We start from the raw sequence: 16294 nt of genomic DNA, 5'->3' as shown, positions 1-16294 counted from the left end.
TGGCGAGCCCAGATCGAAAATGGCCTCCGAGACTGCTTTGGATCAGCCCCGCATGGCGAGCTTTCTGTCAGGAGTGAGTGTGCGCGCGACCCGGCTGCTGTCCTTGTCAGGGAGGCTCGGGAGCTAACCATGCGCGAAGAAACGGCTACGGGCTCCTGTCGGACCGCGCGGGGTCCTCCTGTCTTCCATGGACGATAGGCCTGCTGCCGAGCCCTGGGCCGTGGCCGGTTCACCGCATTTGGGGCGAGGGCGAACGAGGGGCACTGTCGTGACGTCTGATACTCCAACCGCAAATCGAGTGAAGCTAAGCTCGGGTCGACACCGTGGGATCGGCCGAAGACGTCAGGACGGTGAAGGCGTGGCGCCCGATGAGAAAGCGGGCGACCGTATCCTGTTTGAAAGATCGTCCGGCGTGCAGATCGAGTGCGACCGGCGAACACCCTCTGATCATGAAGGAGGCCGACATTCTCGGCGTGATCGCCTGAGCCCGTAAACCTTCCCTGCAATCTCAGCCTCAGGAACCCGCGAATGTCCGCTAAAGAAGTTCGATTCGGTACCGACGCCCGCGGCCGTATGCTGAAAGGCATCAACACGCTGGCCGATACGGTCAAGATCACCCTCGGCCCGAAGGGCAGAAATGTCATTCTCGACACGTCCTATGGCGCGCCCCGTATCACCAAGGACGGCGTGACCGTCGCCAGGGAGATCGAGTTGTCGGACCGTTTCGAGAACGTGGGCGCCCAGATGGTGAAGGAAGTGGCCAGCCGCACCAACGAGGAGGCCGGCGACGGCACGACCACGGCAACGGTTCTGGCACAGGCCATTGCCAAGGAAGGCATGAAGGCGGTCGCGGCCGGCATGAATCCGATGGATCTGAAGCGGGGGATCGACCGCGCGGTGGCCATCGTCATAGCCGAGATCAGGTCCATGTCCCGACCGGTCGGAGACAGCGCCGAAATTGCGAAGGTCGGGGCCCTATCGGCCAATGGCGAGGCGGCGATCGGCCGTCAGATCGCCGATGCAATGGCGAAGGTCGGCACTGCGGGGGTGATCAAGGTAGAGGAGAATAAGGGCCTCGAGACCGAAACCGAGGTGGTGGAAGGCATGCAGTTCGACCGCGGTTACCTGAGCCCCTATTTCATCACTCATGCGCAGAAGATGGTCGTGGAATTGGACGACTGCGCCATCCTGCTCCACGAAGGCAAGCTGACCTCGCTTGCTTCGATGGTGCCGTTGCTGGAAGCGGTCGTTCAGGCAGAAAAGCAACTTCTCGTCGTGGCCGAGGACGTCGAGGGCGAGGCTCTGACGACCCTGGTGGTCAACAAGCTGCGCGGCGGTCTCAAGGTTGCGGCAGCAAAGGCACCCGGCTTCGGGGATGGGCGTGCGGCGATGCTGGAGGATCTTGCAGTCCTGACGGGCGCGCACCTCATCTCGGCCGAGCTCGGGACGAAGCTGGAAACCGTCACGCTGGACATGCTCGGTTTTGCGAAGAAGGTTGTCCTGACGAAGGACAGCACCATCCTCATCGACAGTGCCGGCGACAAGGCGGCGATCGCTTCACGCATCGGCCAGATCCGCAACCAGATCGAGGATACGACGTCGGCCTACAACAAGGAGAAGTTGCAGGAACGTCTGGCGAGACTCGCGGGCGGAGTTGCTGTCATTCGGGTCGGGGGTGCCACCGAAATCGAAGTGAAGGAGCGCAGGGACAGGGTGGAGGACACCCTCAACGCCACCCGCGCCGCGGTACAGGAGGGCGTCGTGCCCGGCGGCGGGGCCGCACTGATTCATGCGGGCAAGGCTCTGGCGGGCTTGAAGGGCGACAATCCCGATCAGGATGCAGGCATCAAGATCATCCGCCGCGCAATCCAGGCGCCGCTGCGCCAGATCGCCGACAACGCCGGGATCGACGGATCGGTCGTCGCCGGCAAGGTCATCGAGAACGACAGCGCAACCTTTGGCTTCGATGCGCAGTTGGAGACGTACGGCGATATGCTGCAGGCCGGCATCATCGATCCGACCAAGGTCGTGCGGATAGCATTGGAGGACGCCGCATCGATCGCAGGCCTGCTGATCACGACGGAGGTGATCATCGCGCATAAGCCGGAAAGGGGCGAACGAATGTCCCAGATGGATGAGATGGGCGGCATGATGTGAGGTTCGCCCGCTGCGTCGATCCCTGATGTCTGCATTTGCACTCAGGCAATCCGCTCCTCCCCGAACTGATCGCCAGAATCGCGTTACAGTCCCACCAAGACATAATCCGAAGGAAAAGCACGATGTCCAAAGGCGACAAGACACGCGGCAATCGCGAAGCTAAGAAGCCCAAGAAAATCAAGGAAAAGGTGGTGGAAACGGCAAGCTACACCAAGGGAGAGACGCCGCTGACCATCGCGGGCAAGAAGAGCCCCGGCGTCAAGAGGTAACTCGGGACCACTCTGGCGCGCTAGAATGGCTCGGGCGTGTCGGCGGAAGCGGTACTTGTCCGCGGGACATTTCAGGCGGCAGCCGTCGAAAGGAGGACTGTGCTGTGACCTATGATCACTTCTTCCTTCCGACAGTCTTGGAACGTCTAGTCGTGCCATGATGACGCCCACGGAAGCTGGCCACGCCGCGCGCTTTGACGCCGGGTTCAAACGCCTGTCGCAGCGCGACGACATGAAACGGCGGCTGACGAGCAATCTCCGGCATCGTTGGTCTCGGCACGCCAACGCAGTTGGCGCCGCTGCTTAAAATGATGTGGTGCGGAAGGCAGATCCGGATCCGACACCAGGACATGTCTGAAGGAGGTACCTGCCCGTGACTCACGATGACACCCTCTGGCGCCTTGAGGAGAACCTTTGGACCAGCGGTCGTGACAGCGCCCGCACCGCCATGGCCTCGGGGGCGATCATGATACTGCCCTATCCTGACGGCATCCTGCAGGGCGACGGACTGTTGTCGCACCCGTCGGTGAATTCCGGCTGGCGCGCGGTGGAGATGAGCGACCGGACCATCGCCCGGCAGGGGAATGTCGCCGTGCTGGCCTATCGGGTGCTGGCGGAAAAGCCGGATGTCGCGATACACGAGGCGCTCTGCGCCTCGACCTGGCTGAACGATGCGGGCACATGGCGCCGGCTGGCGCATCAGCAGACGGCCGTCCACCGATGAGCGTGGCGCGCAGGGCGGCGCGTCGGTCGGGATGCTGGCGGCGGTTGCGCGCGTACGCACGCCTTGCGCAGCATGACCGTCTTGACCGTGGCAACTGACGGCACATCCCGACCAGGCTAACCCAACTCGATCTTTGCTTCCCGGTCCCCCGGAGACAGCGGCAGGCAGACCGCCTGTCCGAGGATCTCGAGCGGGCGGCCGTCGAGCGTCGCGCCGAGGATCCGCCCGGTGGCGCCGCGATTCTCCACCCGGATCCGGTAGCGCGAGGCGCCATGGGTGACCGTGGCCTCGATCCGCGGCCAGTGCTTCGGCAGGCATGGCGCGAGCAACAGCCTGTCTCCGGACCGGCTCAGCCCGAGTATGCCCTCGATGCCGGCCCGATACATCCAGCCCGCAGAACCGGTATACCAGGTCCAGCCGCCGCGTCCCTCGTGCGGCGGGGTGGAATAGACATCGGCAGCCACGACATAGGGCTCGACCTTGTAGCGCCCGGCCTCGGCCGGGGTCAGAGCATGGTTGATCGGGTTCAGCAGCGCGAAGAGCGCCTGCGCACGGTCGCCGTCACCAAGCGTCGCATGGGCGAGGATCGCCCACATCGCTGCGTGGCTGTATTGCCCGCCATTCTCACGCAGGCCGGGCGGGTAACCCTTGATATAGCCGGGATCGAGGGGCGTGCAGTCGAAGGGCGGGGTGAAGAGGAGCGCGAGGCCGGGATCGGGTCTGATCAGATGCATCTCGAGCGACGCCATCGCCTGCGCCGCGCGGTCCGGGTCGGCCCCGCCCGAGAGCACCGCCCAGGATTGCGCGATGCTGTCGATCCGGCATTCGTCGGAGGCGGCTGAGCCGAGGACCGTGCCATCGTCGAAGGTGCCGCGCCGATACCATGCGCCGTCCCAGCCGGTGGCCTCGATCGCCTGCCGCAGGCTTTCGGCGTGGGCGCGCCACCGGGCCGCGCGGGCGGGATCGCGCGCCTCGGCCAGCGGAGCCATCCGGTCGAGCGTCGCGATCAGGAGCCATCCCAGCCAGACGCTGGTGCCGCTTCCACCTTCGCCCACCCGGTTCATCCCGTCGTTCCAGTCGCCGGTGCCGATCAGCGGCATTCCATTCGCGCCGGTCAGCGCGATGGCCTGATCGAGCCCCCGGGCGCAATGGTCGAAGAGGCTCGCCGTCGCCACCGACACCTGCGGCTGGAAGAAGGCATCGTGCGCGCCGGGATCGACCTGCGGCCCTTCGAGGAACGGCACCTCCTCGTCCAGCACGGCCTCGTCGCCGCTGACGGCGACATAGTGCGCCACGCCATAACCCAGCCACACGCGGTCGTCGGAAATGCGCGTCCGCACCCCTTGGCCCGAGTGCGGCAGCCACCAGTGCTGCACGTCGCCCTCGGAAAACTGGCGGGCGGCCGCGCGCAGGAGGTGCGCGCGTGTCATGTCCGGCCGCGAGAAGGTCAGCGCCATGCCATCCTGCAACTGGTCGCGGAAGCCATAGGCCCCGCTGGCCTGATAGAATCCCGCCCGCGCCCAAATGCGGCAGGCTAGGGTCTGATAGAGAAGCCAGCCGTTGAGCAGGATGTCCATCGCCCGGTCGGGGGTCGAGACCCGCACCGCGGTCAGCAGGCCCTCCCAGTGCCGCGCGACCTCTCGCTCCAGCGCATCGAGATCGGCAGCGCGAACCTTCGCGATCAGCGCCCGGGCAGCCTCGGAGCTTGCGGTCTGGCCCAGGAGGATCACCACCTCGACCCTTTCGCCGATCCCGAGGGTCAGGTCGCGTTGCAGCGCCGCACAGGGATCGAGTCCGGCGCCGCTCCGCGCCGAGAGCGGATGGGCAAGGCCCGCAGGCGCGGCAAGGCTGCCGCCCCGGCCAAGGAAGGAGGCCCGGTCGCAGGTCCAGCCCGAGGGTTCGGGTCCGATGTCGGCAAAGGCCATCCGGTCGGGGAAGGCCGGGCTCCAGGGGTTGCGGGCAAACAGGCTTCCGTCCGCGATCTCGGTGAGCAGGTACGGGGCGGTCGCCCCGCGCTGCGGCCCCAGCACCCATTCTGCATAGGCCGTGACCGACAGCCGGCGCACCCGGTCCGACCGGTTGGTCAGGCGCAGTCGTGTGATCTTCACCGGATCTGCCATGGGAACGAACTGCCCCATCGTGGCCTCGATGCCGCCTGCGCTGTGCGAAAAGCGACTGTAGCCAAAGCCGTGCCGGGCGATATAGGTGCCCCGTCCACGGATCGGGAGGGCGGTCGGGGTCCAGACCGCGCCCGTATCCCGATCGCAGAGATAGATCGCCTCGCCCGGAGGATCGCAGACCGGGTCGTTGTTCCAGGGCGTGAGCTGGTTCTCGCGGCTGTTCTCGGCCCAGCTGTGGCCACTGCCCTCGGCAGAGACCTGAAAGCCGAAGGAGGGGTTGGCGATCACGTTCAGCCAGGGCGCTGGCGTCGTGGCGCCCTCGCGCAGCACGGTGACATATTCGCGGCCGTCCTCGGCAAAGCCGCCGGTGCCGTTGAAGAATTCCAGCGCCTCTGGCGCGGGGGCGGGATCGGGTTGCGGCGGCATCGAAGCCGCAGGCCGATGCGGCGCCAAGGCCGCGGAGAGGGTCTCCATCTGCTGCCCGATGTTCCCGCGCCGCGCCACCAGCACCACCCGCGCCACCGACAGGACCAGCGCCCGCGCCTCGGCCGTCATCCGGTCGGCGCGCAGCGCAAAGACGCCGCCACGTCCTTCCACCACGCCCGCGTCCGTTCGCGGCCGCGATTGCGACGAGCGCACGGCCGTCTCGATCGCGCCCTGAAGGTCCTGCACATAACTCGCGGCCCGGTCGTTCAGGATCACCAGATCGACCGGAAACTGCCGGGCGCGCCAGTATTCGTGCGCGGCGAGCAGCTGGGCCACCTTGTCCAGGTCCTCGAGATCCTCGATCTGCAGGAGCACGATGGGCAGGTCGCCCGAGATGCCTTGCGGCCAGAGGCCCGACTGCGGCCCTGCCCCGGCCGCGATCCGCGCCCGCGAGGGGCGCAGCCGGCCGTCGCTGCGCAGGACGAACCCGGCGAGCCGCTGGAAATCGGCCGCCTCGGCGCCGCTCACGTCGAGATGGCGCAGCTGCACCTGCGACTTGGTCCAGGCCAGCGTCGTCGCGCGCTCGAAGGCCGACGGATCGCGGTGGCGGTCCACCATGTCGAGCAGCCTCTCCGCGCTCTCGGCAACCATGGTCCAGAAGGTCACGCGCGCCATGCCTCCGCCCGGCACCAGAACACGGCGTCGGATTGCGAAGATCGGATCCAGCACGGTGCCGGTGGTGCCGGACAGCGGCGCCTGCGCCATCGCCGGATCGGCCAGCGACCGGCCGCGCCCGATGAAGCGCGCCCGGTCCGTCTCGATCTGGGCAGGTGCGCTCTCGGTCCCTTCCACCACGGCCATGTGGGCTGCCCAGACCTCGGGCTCGCCCGGTGAGCGACGGCGGCGGGTGGCAACGATGACCCCAAGCTCCGGCAGATGGTCGGTCACCACGAAGAGCTTGGAGAAGGCGGGATGGGCCAGATCCGCGGCGGCGGGCGCCAGCACCAGCTCGGCATAGGAGGTCAGATCGATCTCGCGCAGCTGACGCCCGGTATTGCCCAGTGTGACCCGCCGCGCCTCGGCATCGTCCTCGGCCGAGACGACGACCTCGGCCGTGGTCAGGAGCGTGCCCTGCCGGTGCGTAAAGGCGGCCTGATGCTCACTGAAAACGGCGGAGCGGCGGCCTGGGCCCGGCACCGGTTGAACCCCGGCCGACCAGAGCGCCCCTGACGCCACGTCGCTCGCGAAGAGGAAGGTTCCGAGCGCATCGCGGGTGGCATCAGGGCGCCAGCGGGTCACGGCCATGTCGCGCCACTGGCTGAAGCCCGCGCCGGTGGACGTCAGCATCACGCCATAGCGGCCGTTCGACAGAAGGTGTGCAGTGGGCGCCTCGACCTCGGGAGCATCGATCCGCCGGACGGTCGGAGGCGCGTCGGGCGCAGCGGCGGCCACCGGCATCTCCTCGGCGTGCGGATGGGCGGCGTTCACATCGCGCGGCACGCGCTCCTGCAGCAGCAGGTCCACCGCCTGCACCAGAGGGTCGGCATGAAAGCGGCGGCGCAGGAGGCCGTCCTGCACGATATTGGCGATGCCGGCGATGGTCATGCCCTGATGATGCGCCATGAAGCTCCGGACCACGGCAGCGCTCTCGCCCTCGGGCAGGCGGCTCGTGGTGAAATCCACCGCCTCGTAGAAGCCGTGGCGACCCTCTGCCCCGAGGGCGCGAAGGGCCCGAAAGTTGCGCACCGCCGCGGCCGGATCCACCATCGCGGCCAGCCCCGTGGCATAGGGCGCGATCACCCGGTCCGCGCCCAGCCCGCGCTTCAGGCCCAGACCCGGCACGCCAAAGTTCGAGTATTGATAGGTCATCTCCAGATCGCGGGCGTTGAAGGAGGATTCCGAGACCCCCCACGGGATGCCCAGGGCCCGGCCATGATCCTGCTGGCGCGTCACGATCAGCCGGTTGGTCTGTTCGAGCAGCGAGCCCCGCGGCGCGCGCATCACCAGCGACGGCATCAGATATTCGAACATGCTGCCCGACCAGGAAATCAGCGCCGCTCCCGCCCGGACCGGTGTGGCGCTGCGCCCCAGCCGGAACCAGTGCCGGGTCGGGACATCGCCCTTGGCGATGGCGAAGAGGCTCGCCAGCCGCGCCTCCGAGGCGAGGAGGTCGTAGCAATTGGCGTCGAGGCTGTTGGTCTCCGAGGAAAAGCCGATCGAAAGGAGCTTCTTCTCGGGATCGAGCAGGAAGGCGAAGTCCATCGCGAGCGCCATCCGGTGCGCCTGCGTCTCGAGCGCCTGAAGCCTTGGGGCGAAGTCCGTGCCCGTGTCAGCGCGATGATCGGCCAGACGGCCACGCAGTGCCACCAGCCAGCCGGGGGACGGGCCGTCCATGGCCACCTCGATCAGCGCCTCGAGCGCGTCGGGGCGCGCCGCCTGCATCCGCGCCAGAAGCTCGGTCGGGCCTTCCCCGTCCTCGCGCGCCAGCGCCAGCGCATCGGCAAGGCCGGCGTGCAGAACATCCCGGGGCACCGGCGCCTGCCAGTCCCGGCAGGACTGCGCGACGGCCAGCAGGTGCCCGGCGAGATTGCCGCTGTCGACCGAGGAAACATAGGCCGGGGGCAACACCCGCAGATCGGCGGTGTCATACCAGTTGAAGAAATGTCCGCGGAAGCGCCGCATCCGCTGCATGGTCGCCATCGTCTCCTCGAGCCGGCGCAGCGTCTCGCCCTGACCGATCCAGCCCATGTCGCGGGCGACCACCGTTGAGAGAAGGTAAAGGCCGATGTTGGTGGGCGAGGTGCGCTGTGCCACGACTGGCCGGGGCATCTCCTGAAAGTTGTCGGGCGGCAGATGGTGGCTGGCCTCGGTGACGAAGGTCTCGAAATAACGCCATGTGCGGCGGGCGATCAGGCGCAGCTCGCGCGCGTCGCGGGGCGACACGATGGCAGGTGCGGCGGTTCCTGGCTGGCTGAGCCGCCATGCCAGAGCGGGCGCCCCCAGCCACAGCAGGGCGAAGGGCAGGACCAGCGGCCAGACCGGCGGGTTCGCCAGCACGACGCCACAGGCGCCGAGACCGAGGCCCACACCGCCCGCCATGCCGCGGTAGCTGGCCGCAGGACCGGGCCTGCCGCCGCCGGCCGATTGCGCCGCCGTCACCCATTCCAGCAGATGCCGTCGGCTGACCCCCATCCGCCAGACCGTGCGACCGATGGCATCGAGCATCCGCCAGCCGGTTTCGGGCAGCAGCGCAATCTCCAACCCGATCTGGCGGAGCGCGGCGGCGGTGTCGCCGGCCAGCGCCGCGAAATGGCTGCGCGAGGTGATGCCCGCGCGCCCTGGCAGGATGGCGAAGGGCAGCGACAAGAGGTGGCCCAGCGACAGCATGGCCAGGATCAGGAGCGTGGTCAGCGCCGCCTGCGGCAGGGGCAGCAGCCAGCCCGCCGCCAGCGCCGCCACGGCTGAAGGCGCGACCAGCGACCGGCGCAGATTGTCGACGATCTTCCAGCGCCCCAGCGATGTCAGCCCGTGCCGCCTCGCCCCGAACACCCACGGCAAGAGCTGCCAGTCGCCGCGCACCCAGCGATGCTGGCGGCGGGCTGCGACATCGTGGCGGGCCGGGAACTCCTCGACCAGCTCCACGTCCGAGACCAGCGCCGCGCGGGCGAAGATCCCTTCGTAAAGGTCGTGGCTCAGCATTGCATTTTCCGGCACCCGTCCGTGCAGGGCTGCCGCGAAGGCGTCGACATTGTAGATGCCCTTGCCGGTGAAGGAGCCTTCGCCGAACAGGTCCTGATAGACGTCCGAAATCGCCGCCGCATAGGGCTCGATGCCGCCGGGGCTCGAGATGATGCGCTGAAAGGCCGAACCGTCCTTCCCGACGGGAAGAGCGGGCGTGACGCGCGGCTGCAGGATGCCGTAGCCTTCCGTAACGCGCTGGCGGGCCGCATCCAGATGGGGCCGGTTCAGCGGATGGGCCAGCTTGCCGATCAGCCGCCGCACCGCATCGCGCGGCAAGCGCGTGTCTGCATCGAGCGTCAGCACGAACTGCACGTCCCGCGGCACGGCGCAGGCGAGAAAGCTCGTGTCGGTCGCCCCGCGCAGCAGCCGGTTCAACTCCACGAGCTTGCCGCGCTTGCGCTCCCACCCCATCCAGCAGCCTTCCGACGCGTTCCAGTGCCGACGGCGGTGCAGCAGCAGAAAGCGGTCGCCCCGCTCGGAGGGATGCGCCGCGTTCAGCCGCGCGATCCCGGCCTCCGCCTGCACGATCAGCGCCGCATCGGCCGGGGTGGTCTCGGTCGCGGCGTCCGGCCCGTCCGAAACCAGCGCATAATGCACCGCTCCGCCGACGCTCGAGAGGTGATGCACCTCGAGCCGCTCCAGATGTTCGGCCAGATCCTGCGGCCCCGTCAGCAGCACCGGCACCGCGACGAGCGTGCGCAGAGTCTCCGGCACGCCCCCCGCCAGATCGAGCCCCGGCAACGGCGCGGGCGACACGCTGCGGGTGACGACCAGATTGACCAGCGCGGTCGCAGCTTCGGTCGCGGGCATCAGCGCCAGAAGCCCCAGCGGCAGAAGCACCGCAACGGGGGCGCCTGCAGTGGCCGATGCCCAGCCCGCGCCGGCCAGCACGGCAGCCGAGGACACCGCGATGGTGCCGCCGTAACCCGCGAGCCCGACCCGCCCGATCTCCCGGAACAGCCGACGAGACAGCGGCGGGCGGTAGCCGATTCGGGTTTCGAGCGCGGCCCGGCCCGAGCCGATCAGTGCGTGGCCCGGTTCGCGTTGGCGCGGGGTTCTGCCCTGGGCGGCCTGCGCCAGTGCGGCCTCGGTCACCTCCAGCTCGCTCGCGGCGGATCCGCGGGCCAGTGTCTCGATCGCCGCGCGATACCTGTCGCGCGTCGCGAAGTCCATCGCAGCGAAATCCGAGGCCGCGCCGAGCCGCGCATCCACCCGGCTCATCTCCTCGAAGAACACGGCCCAGTCGATCTCCGAGAGCGTGCGCATGCTGGTGACGATGTTGCGCATCGTTACGTTCGAGGCGCCCTGCCGCGCCTGCGCTCGCTCCACCACATCTTCCAGATCAGTGCCCTGACGATGCAGCCGATCCTCGAGCCAGCCCAGCAGCGGGGTGTCGCCGGGATCGCAACCGCGCAGCCGCTTGGCAATCTGCGCGGCCAGGATCTCGGGCAACTCACCGTTCGGGAGCCTCACCTCCCTGCCTCCGTCCACCAGCGCGTCTGCCGCCAACCTCAGGTCATGCGCCTCGCCGATCTGCACGGCCAACCGGCGCATGTTCTCGATCAACACGATCCGCAGCGTGATCGCTACCGCCCAAAGCTCGCCGATCATCAGCGGCTGGACCTGCTGATAGGCTTGCACGAAGCGGCCCAGCATGGGGCCGGCAACGAGGCTGTCGGTATGGGCGACATAGGCCCAGGCCAGTTCCAGTACGCGCGGATAGCCGGCAAAGGGACCTTCCGCCAGCTTCGGCAACTGTCGGTAGTAGCCCTCCGGCAGATCCAGCGCGATCTGGACCAGCTGCTTCTCGACAAGGTGGTAGTTGTCCAGCAGCCACTGGGCCGCCGGCGACACCGGCTGGTGCCGGATCAGGGCGGCACCGTTAGAGCGATAGGCCGCCAGCAGGGCGGCAGCATTGTCCTTCAGCCGCCGGTTCAGCGCCAGAACCCGTCGTGGCCGAAGCGCAATCGTTTGAATGCGCGCAAGACTCGTCGCATGATCCTCCAGTCGCTCCGGGCCGAACAGCTCCTCGCGGATCGGCGAGGGGTCGTGCCACGGCGCCTGCGCCGCCCTGCCCCAGGACAGCGGTGGCCGCAGGAGCGCCTTGAACCCGGCGGCGATATTCGTGGGGAAGCTCACGCCCGGATTGGCCGCATGGCGGTAGTGCCCTCGGTCTGCGCCGGAGGAGTGCCGACATCGCCCGTCTGCTGCGCGGCGTCCGTAGCCTCGGGGGCCGTATCGTTGGATGCGAGGCCGGATCCGGGCTGCACGCGTCGCGCCATCTCACCCCATTTTCGTTCGATCTGACTCCAGTCCATCGCTTTTCCTATCTCGCCGGTTACAAGGAGAACCCACCCGCCATGATGCCCGCGTTTCGGCCCTGTGCTGCGATCGCCCCAGCACCTGCCGTGATCGGATCTGCGGGGGGCATGTGGGTCGGCCGAAGAGGCGGCCGTAATGGTCCGATGTCCTTCCGTACAACGCGCAGACTTTCCGGCCTCTGCAGGTGGACGATGCTTGGCAAGACGGCGGGAAGACACGGGTATCCTCACCCGCGGGCGGGCGGCGAGTGGAGAGCGGCTCCCTCATCCTGCGCGCAAGAAGATCGTGACGCACTAATCTGGGTCAGCGTTCGTGAGCGGATAACGTGGGCTTTTTTTCCCAATTCGCCGCGCGTGAAAAGGAAGGTTCGAGCGCCGGTGACACGGGACCTCCCTCCGATTTTTCGATACCCCCCGGTGGGGGACGGCTGCGGCGCCCGTCTCGGAAGGGCTCGAGGGCGAAGCGCCCGGAGAGCCGGGAGCTCGCCGGGCGCTCGCGATCGACGGGGGCAGTCCGGGCCGCCTCAGGTGGATGTCAGCTCCAGGCCTCGCGGAGCGCGTCGAGGCCGCGCTGGAGGCGGTCGAGCTGGCGGGCCTCGTGCCGGCCGTTGAGCCGCCCGGGCATGCTGCGGAGCGACTGGTCGTCGAGCACGACATGCTTGACCACCGGCTGCGCGAAGCTCGGGATCTCCTCCCACATGCGGAAGAACTTGCGCCGCCGATCCATCCGCTCGGCCTCGGGGTCATAGGTGCCGCTGGTGTCCACCTTCACCATGGCGGCCAGCGGATCGCGCGAGAGCATGCCCGAGGCCGCCTCGAAGAGTTCGGCCGCGATGTTCGCCTGCTCGACCGAGAGCTTGCCCTGCCGATGGTAGCGGTCGACCCAGGTCTCCCGCCGCGTGCGGATCACCCGGTTCGGGTTGCTCTTCTTGCCGGTCTTCGGGTCGACCTCGGCCGCCTCCTCGATCCGCTTGCCCGCGATCTGCGCGGGCGTCAGCGGCCCCAGATCCCACGGCGCGAGCTTCAGGCTCACCAGCTTCGCCTTCATGGCCTTCCGGCCCTTCGCGCCCTTCATGCGGTACGCCTTTCCTTGTTGTTGCTCTTGGTGTTGCCGCACCGGCTCGGCCCGCCGCATGTCCACCGCGCTGCCGATCATGCCGCCGTCTCCCTCTGCACCGCGCTCCGATCCGGGCGGACTGTGTCCGGCTCCCGCATCGTCCCGTTCTGATCTGCCAGTTGTGGCCGCTCACCCGGCGGCATCGCCCGCACCGCGCGCCCGATCATGCCGCCGCCCCTTCCTTGCGGGCGCGGCCGGCATCGACCAGTGCGCGGGCCTGCGCCCGGTCGCGGAGATAGAGCTCGAGCCAGTCGCGATCCTCGCGGCTCGCCGTCTCCCGGTCGATCCGGTCGCGGATCAGCTCGCAGCGCCGGGCATTGTCCTGCGCCTGATCGCGGATCTCGCGCAGATCCATCGCGAGCGGCGGGCGGGGATGCTTCAGGAGCCAGCGGTAGAGCTCGACCAGATGCCCGCCGGCCTCGGCCTTCGACCCCTCGACCGAGGCGAGCCAGCTCGACACCAGCCTCCGCTCCGCCGGCGGCGGCTCCTCGATGGCCCGCGCGAACTGCCGGATCAGCACCTCGGAGGGCCAGACCCCGTCCGCCGCGCTGTCGATCAGCACCTCGGCGAGCGTCATGAGGTTCTCCGCCCCCATGTAGCCCAGCTGCTCGCAGAGCCGCGCCATCGCCGCCTCGTGCGCAGCGGCCGCCGTGCCGCGCCGCCTCACCATCCCGGCCTGCTCCAGCCGGTCCACCACCAGCGCCTTCACCCGCGCCCGCTCCTCTGCCTTCGTCATGGCCATCCCTTTCTCAGCCAGCCACGCCTGCCGTCTCGCCACCGCCCGATCTTCTCACCCCTGCAGAAGGGATGTTTTGTCAGGTTCTGTTTTGTGGGGTCCGGTCCTGTCCTGTCCTGTGGGGCAATTACAGTTCCGGCCCTGAAAATTGCTGTAAATGACTGTAAGGATTGCAGTCGATTACAGCTGTAACTCACTGGACCTGCACGAGCTTGGGCCCGCCGCGCGTGGCCTCGAAGGCGGCCCGCACATTGTCCGTCGTGATGTAGAGATCCCGCTCGCCGAGCCAGTCGGCGATGGCTATCACCACGTCCGGGCTCTCGGCCGCGCGGCCGCATTTGATCTCGATGAGCTTCTTCTTCACCCGCGACCGGGCCACGGCCTTCGAGCCTTCCCGCCGCGCCTGATCCCGCCCGCGCTTCCGGCGGTGCATGTCGCGGGCGATGCCCGCGATCATCACATGGCCGAGCCGCCGGTTGCTGGGCGCCTCCTCCTGGTTCGAGATATGCGTCTCGCGCCAGCCGTAGAGCGCGCCCTCTCGCGCCGCGCGCCAGCTCTCGAGATCGGCGCCATAGCCCGCAAGCCGGGCGAGCTCGAGATCGTCGTCGGGCAGCGTCCCGGCCGGGTCCTGCCGGAAGGCTTCGCACCAGAGGAGGAGCGCCGTGCCGATGTCGGCGCGCCGGTTCTCGGCGAGTGCCCTGGCGACGAAACGGGAGGTGAGGAGGCGGTTGATGTGAAGGGGCACCCATTCGTGGCTCGAGAGCGTGTCGCCGAAGGCCAGCGGATATTCCCAGAAGTCGCCGACGATCTCGGTCGCGGGCTCGGTCTCGGTCAGTCGGTCATGCGGCACGGGCACCTCCCGCGGCGCGTCGGAAGCGGTCACGCTTCGTCATGGCAGGCCTCCATAGATGAAGACGGGCACCTGGGCTGTGAGGGCGGATGCGACCTCATGCCGGATGCCGGTGGATTGCGTCCAGCCGCGGATCTCGGGGACCACGACGGCGGCGCAGACGGAAAGGATGGGGCGGCACCAGTCCTCCCAGAGCACGGGAGCGAACGGGTCGATCCGGAGCCGGGGGAACATGGTGGCGTGGAGCGCGGCGGCCGAGAGGACGACGGGCGAGATCGCCGTGACGCCCACCTCGAGGAGCCGCGCGACCTCGCGCGCCGCCTCGGCCATGGTCGCCTCGGACTGATCCCGCGACCAGCGGCCGTCCGGGCCGATGGCGCGGAGCGTGTAAGGGGTCGCCAGATAGACCGGCCGCCCCCACCGCGCATGCCGGGCGACGAGTGCCGGGTCGGCATCCCAGCGCAAGAGATCCGCCCGGCCCGCGGGATGGCGCCGCAGCGCGGCCCATCCGTTCGATCGAAAAGCGCCGGAGGCCGCAGCCCCCGGCGAAGTGGCCGCGTCCTGTACAGGCAAGGGCGCGGCGGCGGTCACAGAAGGCTCCCGAGAGCCGTGGCGAGGATCGCAGATCCCGCGAGGACGGAGGGGACGAGCCACCAGCCGGAGGGCATTCGATAAGGACGGGGAGCGCTGTCCTGTCGGTAGGTTTCGCCCGCCTCGTCGCAAGAGGGGTCCTGCGGAAAGTGTTGGGAAAGTTTTCCAAGGCGCTTCCGGGCATGAGCTGCCCAGAAGTCCGCCACCGCACCGAGGTGGATGGCTGCGGTGATTTCGGCCACGAGGACCTTGCGCATGATCGTGATCATTCCTGTGCCTGTAGGGTTGTCGCCGCCTCTGCGGGGAAGTTCTGGTAGGCGAGGCCGACGACGAACCCGCTGGGGGAATGACTGCCGTCCCACCATTTGCGCGCCGTCGATCCGTCGACACCGAAGGTCATGGCCGCATGCTCGGGACTGTCGAAGTTCTCGCGCACGAAGCGCGACCAGCGCGCCGCGAAGAAGGCGCGATAGGTCATCGCCTCCCGCTTGGCGGAAGACTTTCCGGGGGACTTTCCTGACATGGTTGCTCCATCCTGAACCCGACCAGAGGTTTTCGATGACGAAGCGATTTGATGAAGGGCGAGGGGGGCAGCGGGATACATCACGCCGCTCCCTGCTTGTTTGCTATCGACTGGGTCATGAACCGGCGGAGCTCGTCCGCGATGCGGATCGTGCAACTGCCGCCGGCCTTCAAACGACCGTAGAGACGGCTATTGCCAACTGCGCGGCTCGTGACCGTCGCCGGCGCTATCCCGCGCGCGGCTGCATAATTCTCGATCTCAGAGAGGAGGTCAGCGTTCGACATGGCGCGATAGGGGACTTTTATCCCCATCATGTCAAGGGACATTTATCTCCTAAACGGCAGCTGGAGCTTCCGCTACCGTGCTGGGAATGACGAGGACCTTTCGAGAAGCCTTCATCGAGGCGCTGCAACGGACCGGATGGTCCATCAATCGTGTAGCGGACGCTGCAGGGGTTTCGGCAGACCAACTCAAGAAGCTGAACCAAGGAAGGTCCCTGTCCACGAATGTTGATGACGCCGTTAAGGTTGCTCACGCATTCGGCTACACCTTGGACGAGTTCATCAATGACGATCTGGCGAAAGTCCGATCCGACGTTGCCAGTCTATACAGTCAGCTATCAGATGCGGAGCGCCAGATCCTGCGAGACGCAGCACGAGGGCGAGCCGCTCGGGGCCAGGCGGAAGAGCCGTGATTCTTTCAAGTTCTCGTCGCACCTC

The 16294-nt window shown here is 67.9% G+C and carries 11 protein-coding genes; 3 read left to right on the top strand and 8 right to left on the bottom strand.

Features of this window, described 5'->3' with window-relative positions; genetic code table 11:
- Window positions 1-528: 528 nt before the first annotated feature.
- From groL to RSP_RS18765, 3 genes are all read left to right on the top strand, one after another.
- Window positions 529-2157: a chaperonin GroEL gene (gene groL / locus RSP_RS18770; RefSeq protein WP_011339465.1), complete on the top strand. Its 1629-nt coding sequence runs from the start codon at window positions 529-531 to the stop codon at window positions 2155-2157.
- Window positions 2158-2279: 122 nt separating this feature from the next.
- Window positions 2280-2426: a hypothetical protein gene (locus tag RSP_RS22290; RefSeq protein WP_012641298.1), complete on the top strand. Its 147-nt coding sequence runs from the start codon at window positions 2280-2282 to the stop codon at window positions 2424-2426.
- A 373-nt stretch (window positions 2427-2799) separates the two neighbouring features.
- Window positions 2800-3150 (top strand): hypothetical protein, encoded by a 351-nt coding sequence (locus tag RSP_RS18765; protein WP_011339464.1) that lies wholly within the window; start codon window positions 2800-2802, stop codon window positions 3148-3150.
- 116 nt (window positions 3151-3266) lie between these two features.
- Here the strand turns inward: RSP_RS18765 and RSP_RS18760 are convergent, their stop codons facing one another.
- From RSP_RS18760 to RSP_RS18725, 8 genes are all read right to left on the bottom strand, one after another.
- Window positions 3267-11576: a GH36-type glycosyl hydrolase domain-containing protein gene (locus RSP_RS18760; protein ID WP_011339463.1), complete on the bottom strand. Its 8310-nt coding sequence runs from the start codon at window positions 11574-11576 to the stop codon at window positions 3267-3269.
- Window positions 11577-12293: 717 nt separating this feature from the next.
- The gene (locus tag RSP_RS18755; protein ID WP_017140402.1) at window positions 12294-12833 is read right to left on the bottom strand and encodes a hypothetical protein; all 540 of its coding nucleotides are present in this window, start codon (window positions 12831-12833) and stop codon (window positions 12294-12296) included.
- A gap of 205 nt (window positions 12834-13038) precedes the next feature.
- Complete coding sequence (locus RSP_RS18750; RefSeq protein ID WP_017140401.1) at window positions 13039-13617, bottom strand: hypothetical protein; 579 nt, start codon at window positions 13615-13617, stop codon at window positions 13039-13041.
- Window positions 13618-13804: 187 nt separating this feature from the next.
- Complete coding sequence (locus tag RSP_RS18745; protein WP_011339460.1) at window positions 13805-14494, bottom strand: DUF1376 domain-containing protein; 690 nt, start codon at window positions 14492-14494, stop codon at window positions 13805-13807.
- 6 nt (window positions 14495-14500) lie between these two features.
- Window positions 14501-15052, bottom strand: a complete 552-nt coding sequence (locus tag RSP_RS18740) for a DUF1937 family protein (protein WP_023004229.1) — start codon at window positions 15050-15052, stop codon at window positions 14501-14503.
- On the bottom strand, window positions 15049-15321 hold the full coding sequence (locus RSP_RS18735; RefSeq protein ID WP_023004227.1) for a hypothetical protein: 273 nt from the start codon (window positions 15319-15321) through the stop codon (window positions 15049-15051). The genes RSP_RS18740 and RSP_RS18735 overlap by 4 nt, the downstream gene beginning before the upstream one ends.
- A complete protein-coding gene (locus RSP_RS18730; protein ID WP_002719110.1) occupies window positions 15318-15530 on the bottom strand; it encodes a hypothetical protein in 213 nt (70 codons plus the stop codon). The genes RSP_RS18735 and RSP_RS18730 overlap by 4 nt, the downstream gene beginning before the upstream one ends.
- Window positions 15531-15655: 125 nt before the next feature.
- Window positions 15656-15901 carry a hypothetical protein gene (locus RSP_RS18725; RefSeq protein ID WP_017140399.1) on the bottom strand — a complete coding sequence of 82 codons (246 nt, stop codon included), beginning with the start codon at window positions 15899-15901 and terminating at the stop codon, window positions 15656-15658.
- Window positions 15902-16294: the final 393 nt, after the last annotated feature.

The organism is Cereibacter sphaeroides 2.4.1 (genome assembly GCF_000012905.2).
Taxonomy (GTDB): Bacteria; Pseudomonadota; Alphaproteobacteria; order Rhodobacterales; family Rhodobacteraceae; genus Cereibacter_A; species Cereibacter_A sphaeroides.
This window is presented reverse-complemented; position numbering and strand designations above follow the sequence as displayed.

Bases quoted from the DNA above. Each gene is read 5' to 3' on its own strand.
- groL (WP_011339465.1), top strand. From the start codon at position 529: ATGTCCGCTAAAGAAGTTCGATTCGGTACCGACGCCCGCGGCCGTATG.
- RSP_RS22290 (WP_012641298.1), top strand. From the start codon at position 2,280: ATGTCCAAAGGCGACAAGACACGCGGCAATCGCGAAGCTAAGAAGCCC.
- RSP_RS18755 (WP_017140402.1), bottom strand. From the start codon at position 12,833: ATGAAGGGCGCGAAGGGCCGGAAGGCCATGAAGGCGAAGCTGGTGAGC.
- RSP_RS18750 (WP_017140401.1), bottom strand. From the start codon at position 13,617: ATGGCCATGACGAAGGCAGAGGAGCGGGCGCGGGTGAAGGCGCTGGTG.
- RSP_RS18735 (WP_023004227.1), bottom strand. From the start codon at position 15,321: ATGATCACGATCATGCGCAAGGTCCTCGTGGCCGAAATCACCGCAGCC.
- RSP_RS18730 (WP_002719110.1), bottom strand. From the start codon at position 15,530: ATGACCTATCGCGCCTTCTTCGCGGCGCGCTGGTCGCGCTTCGTGCGC.
- RSP_RS18725 (WP_017140399.1), bottom strand. From the start codon at position 15,901: ATGTCCCTTGACATGATGGGGATAAAAGTCCCCTATCGCGCCATGTCG.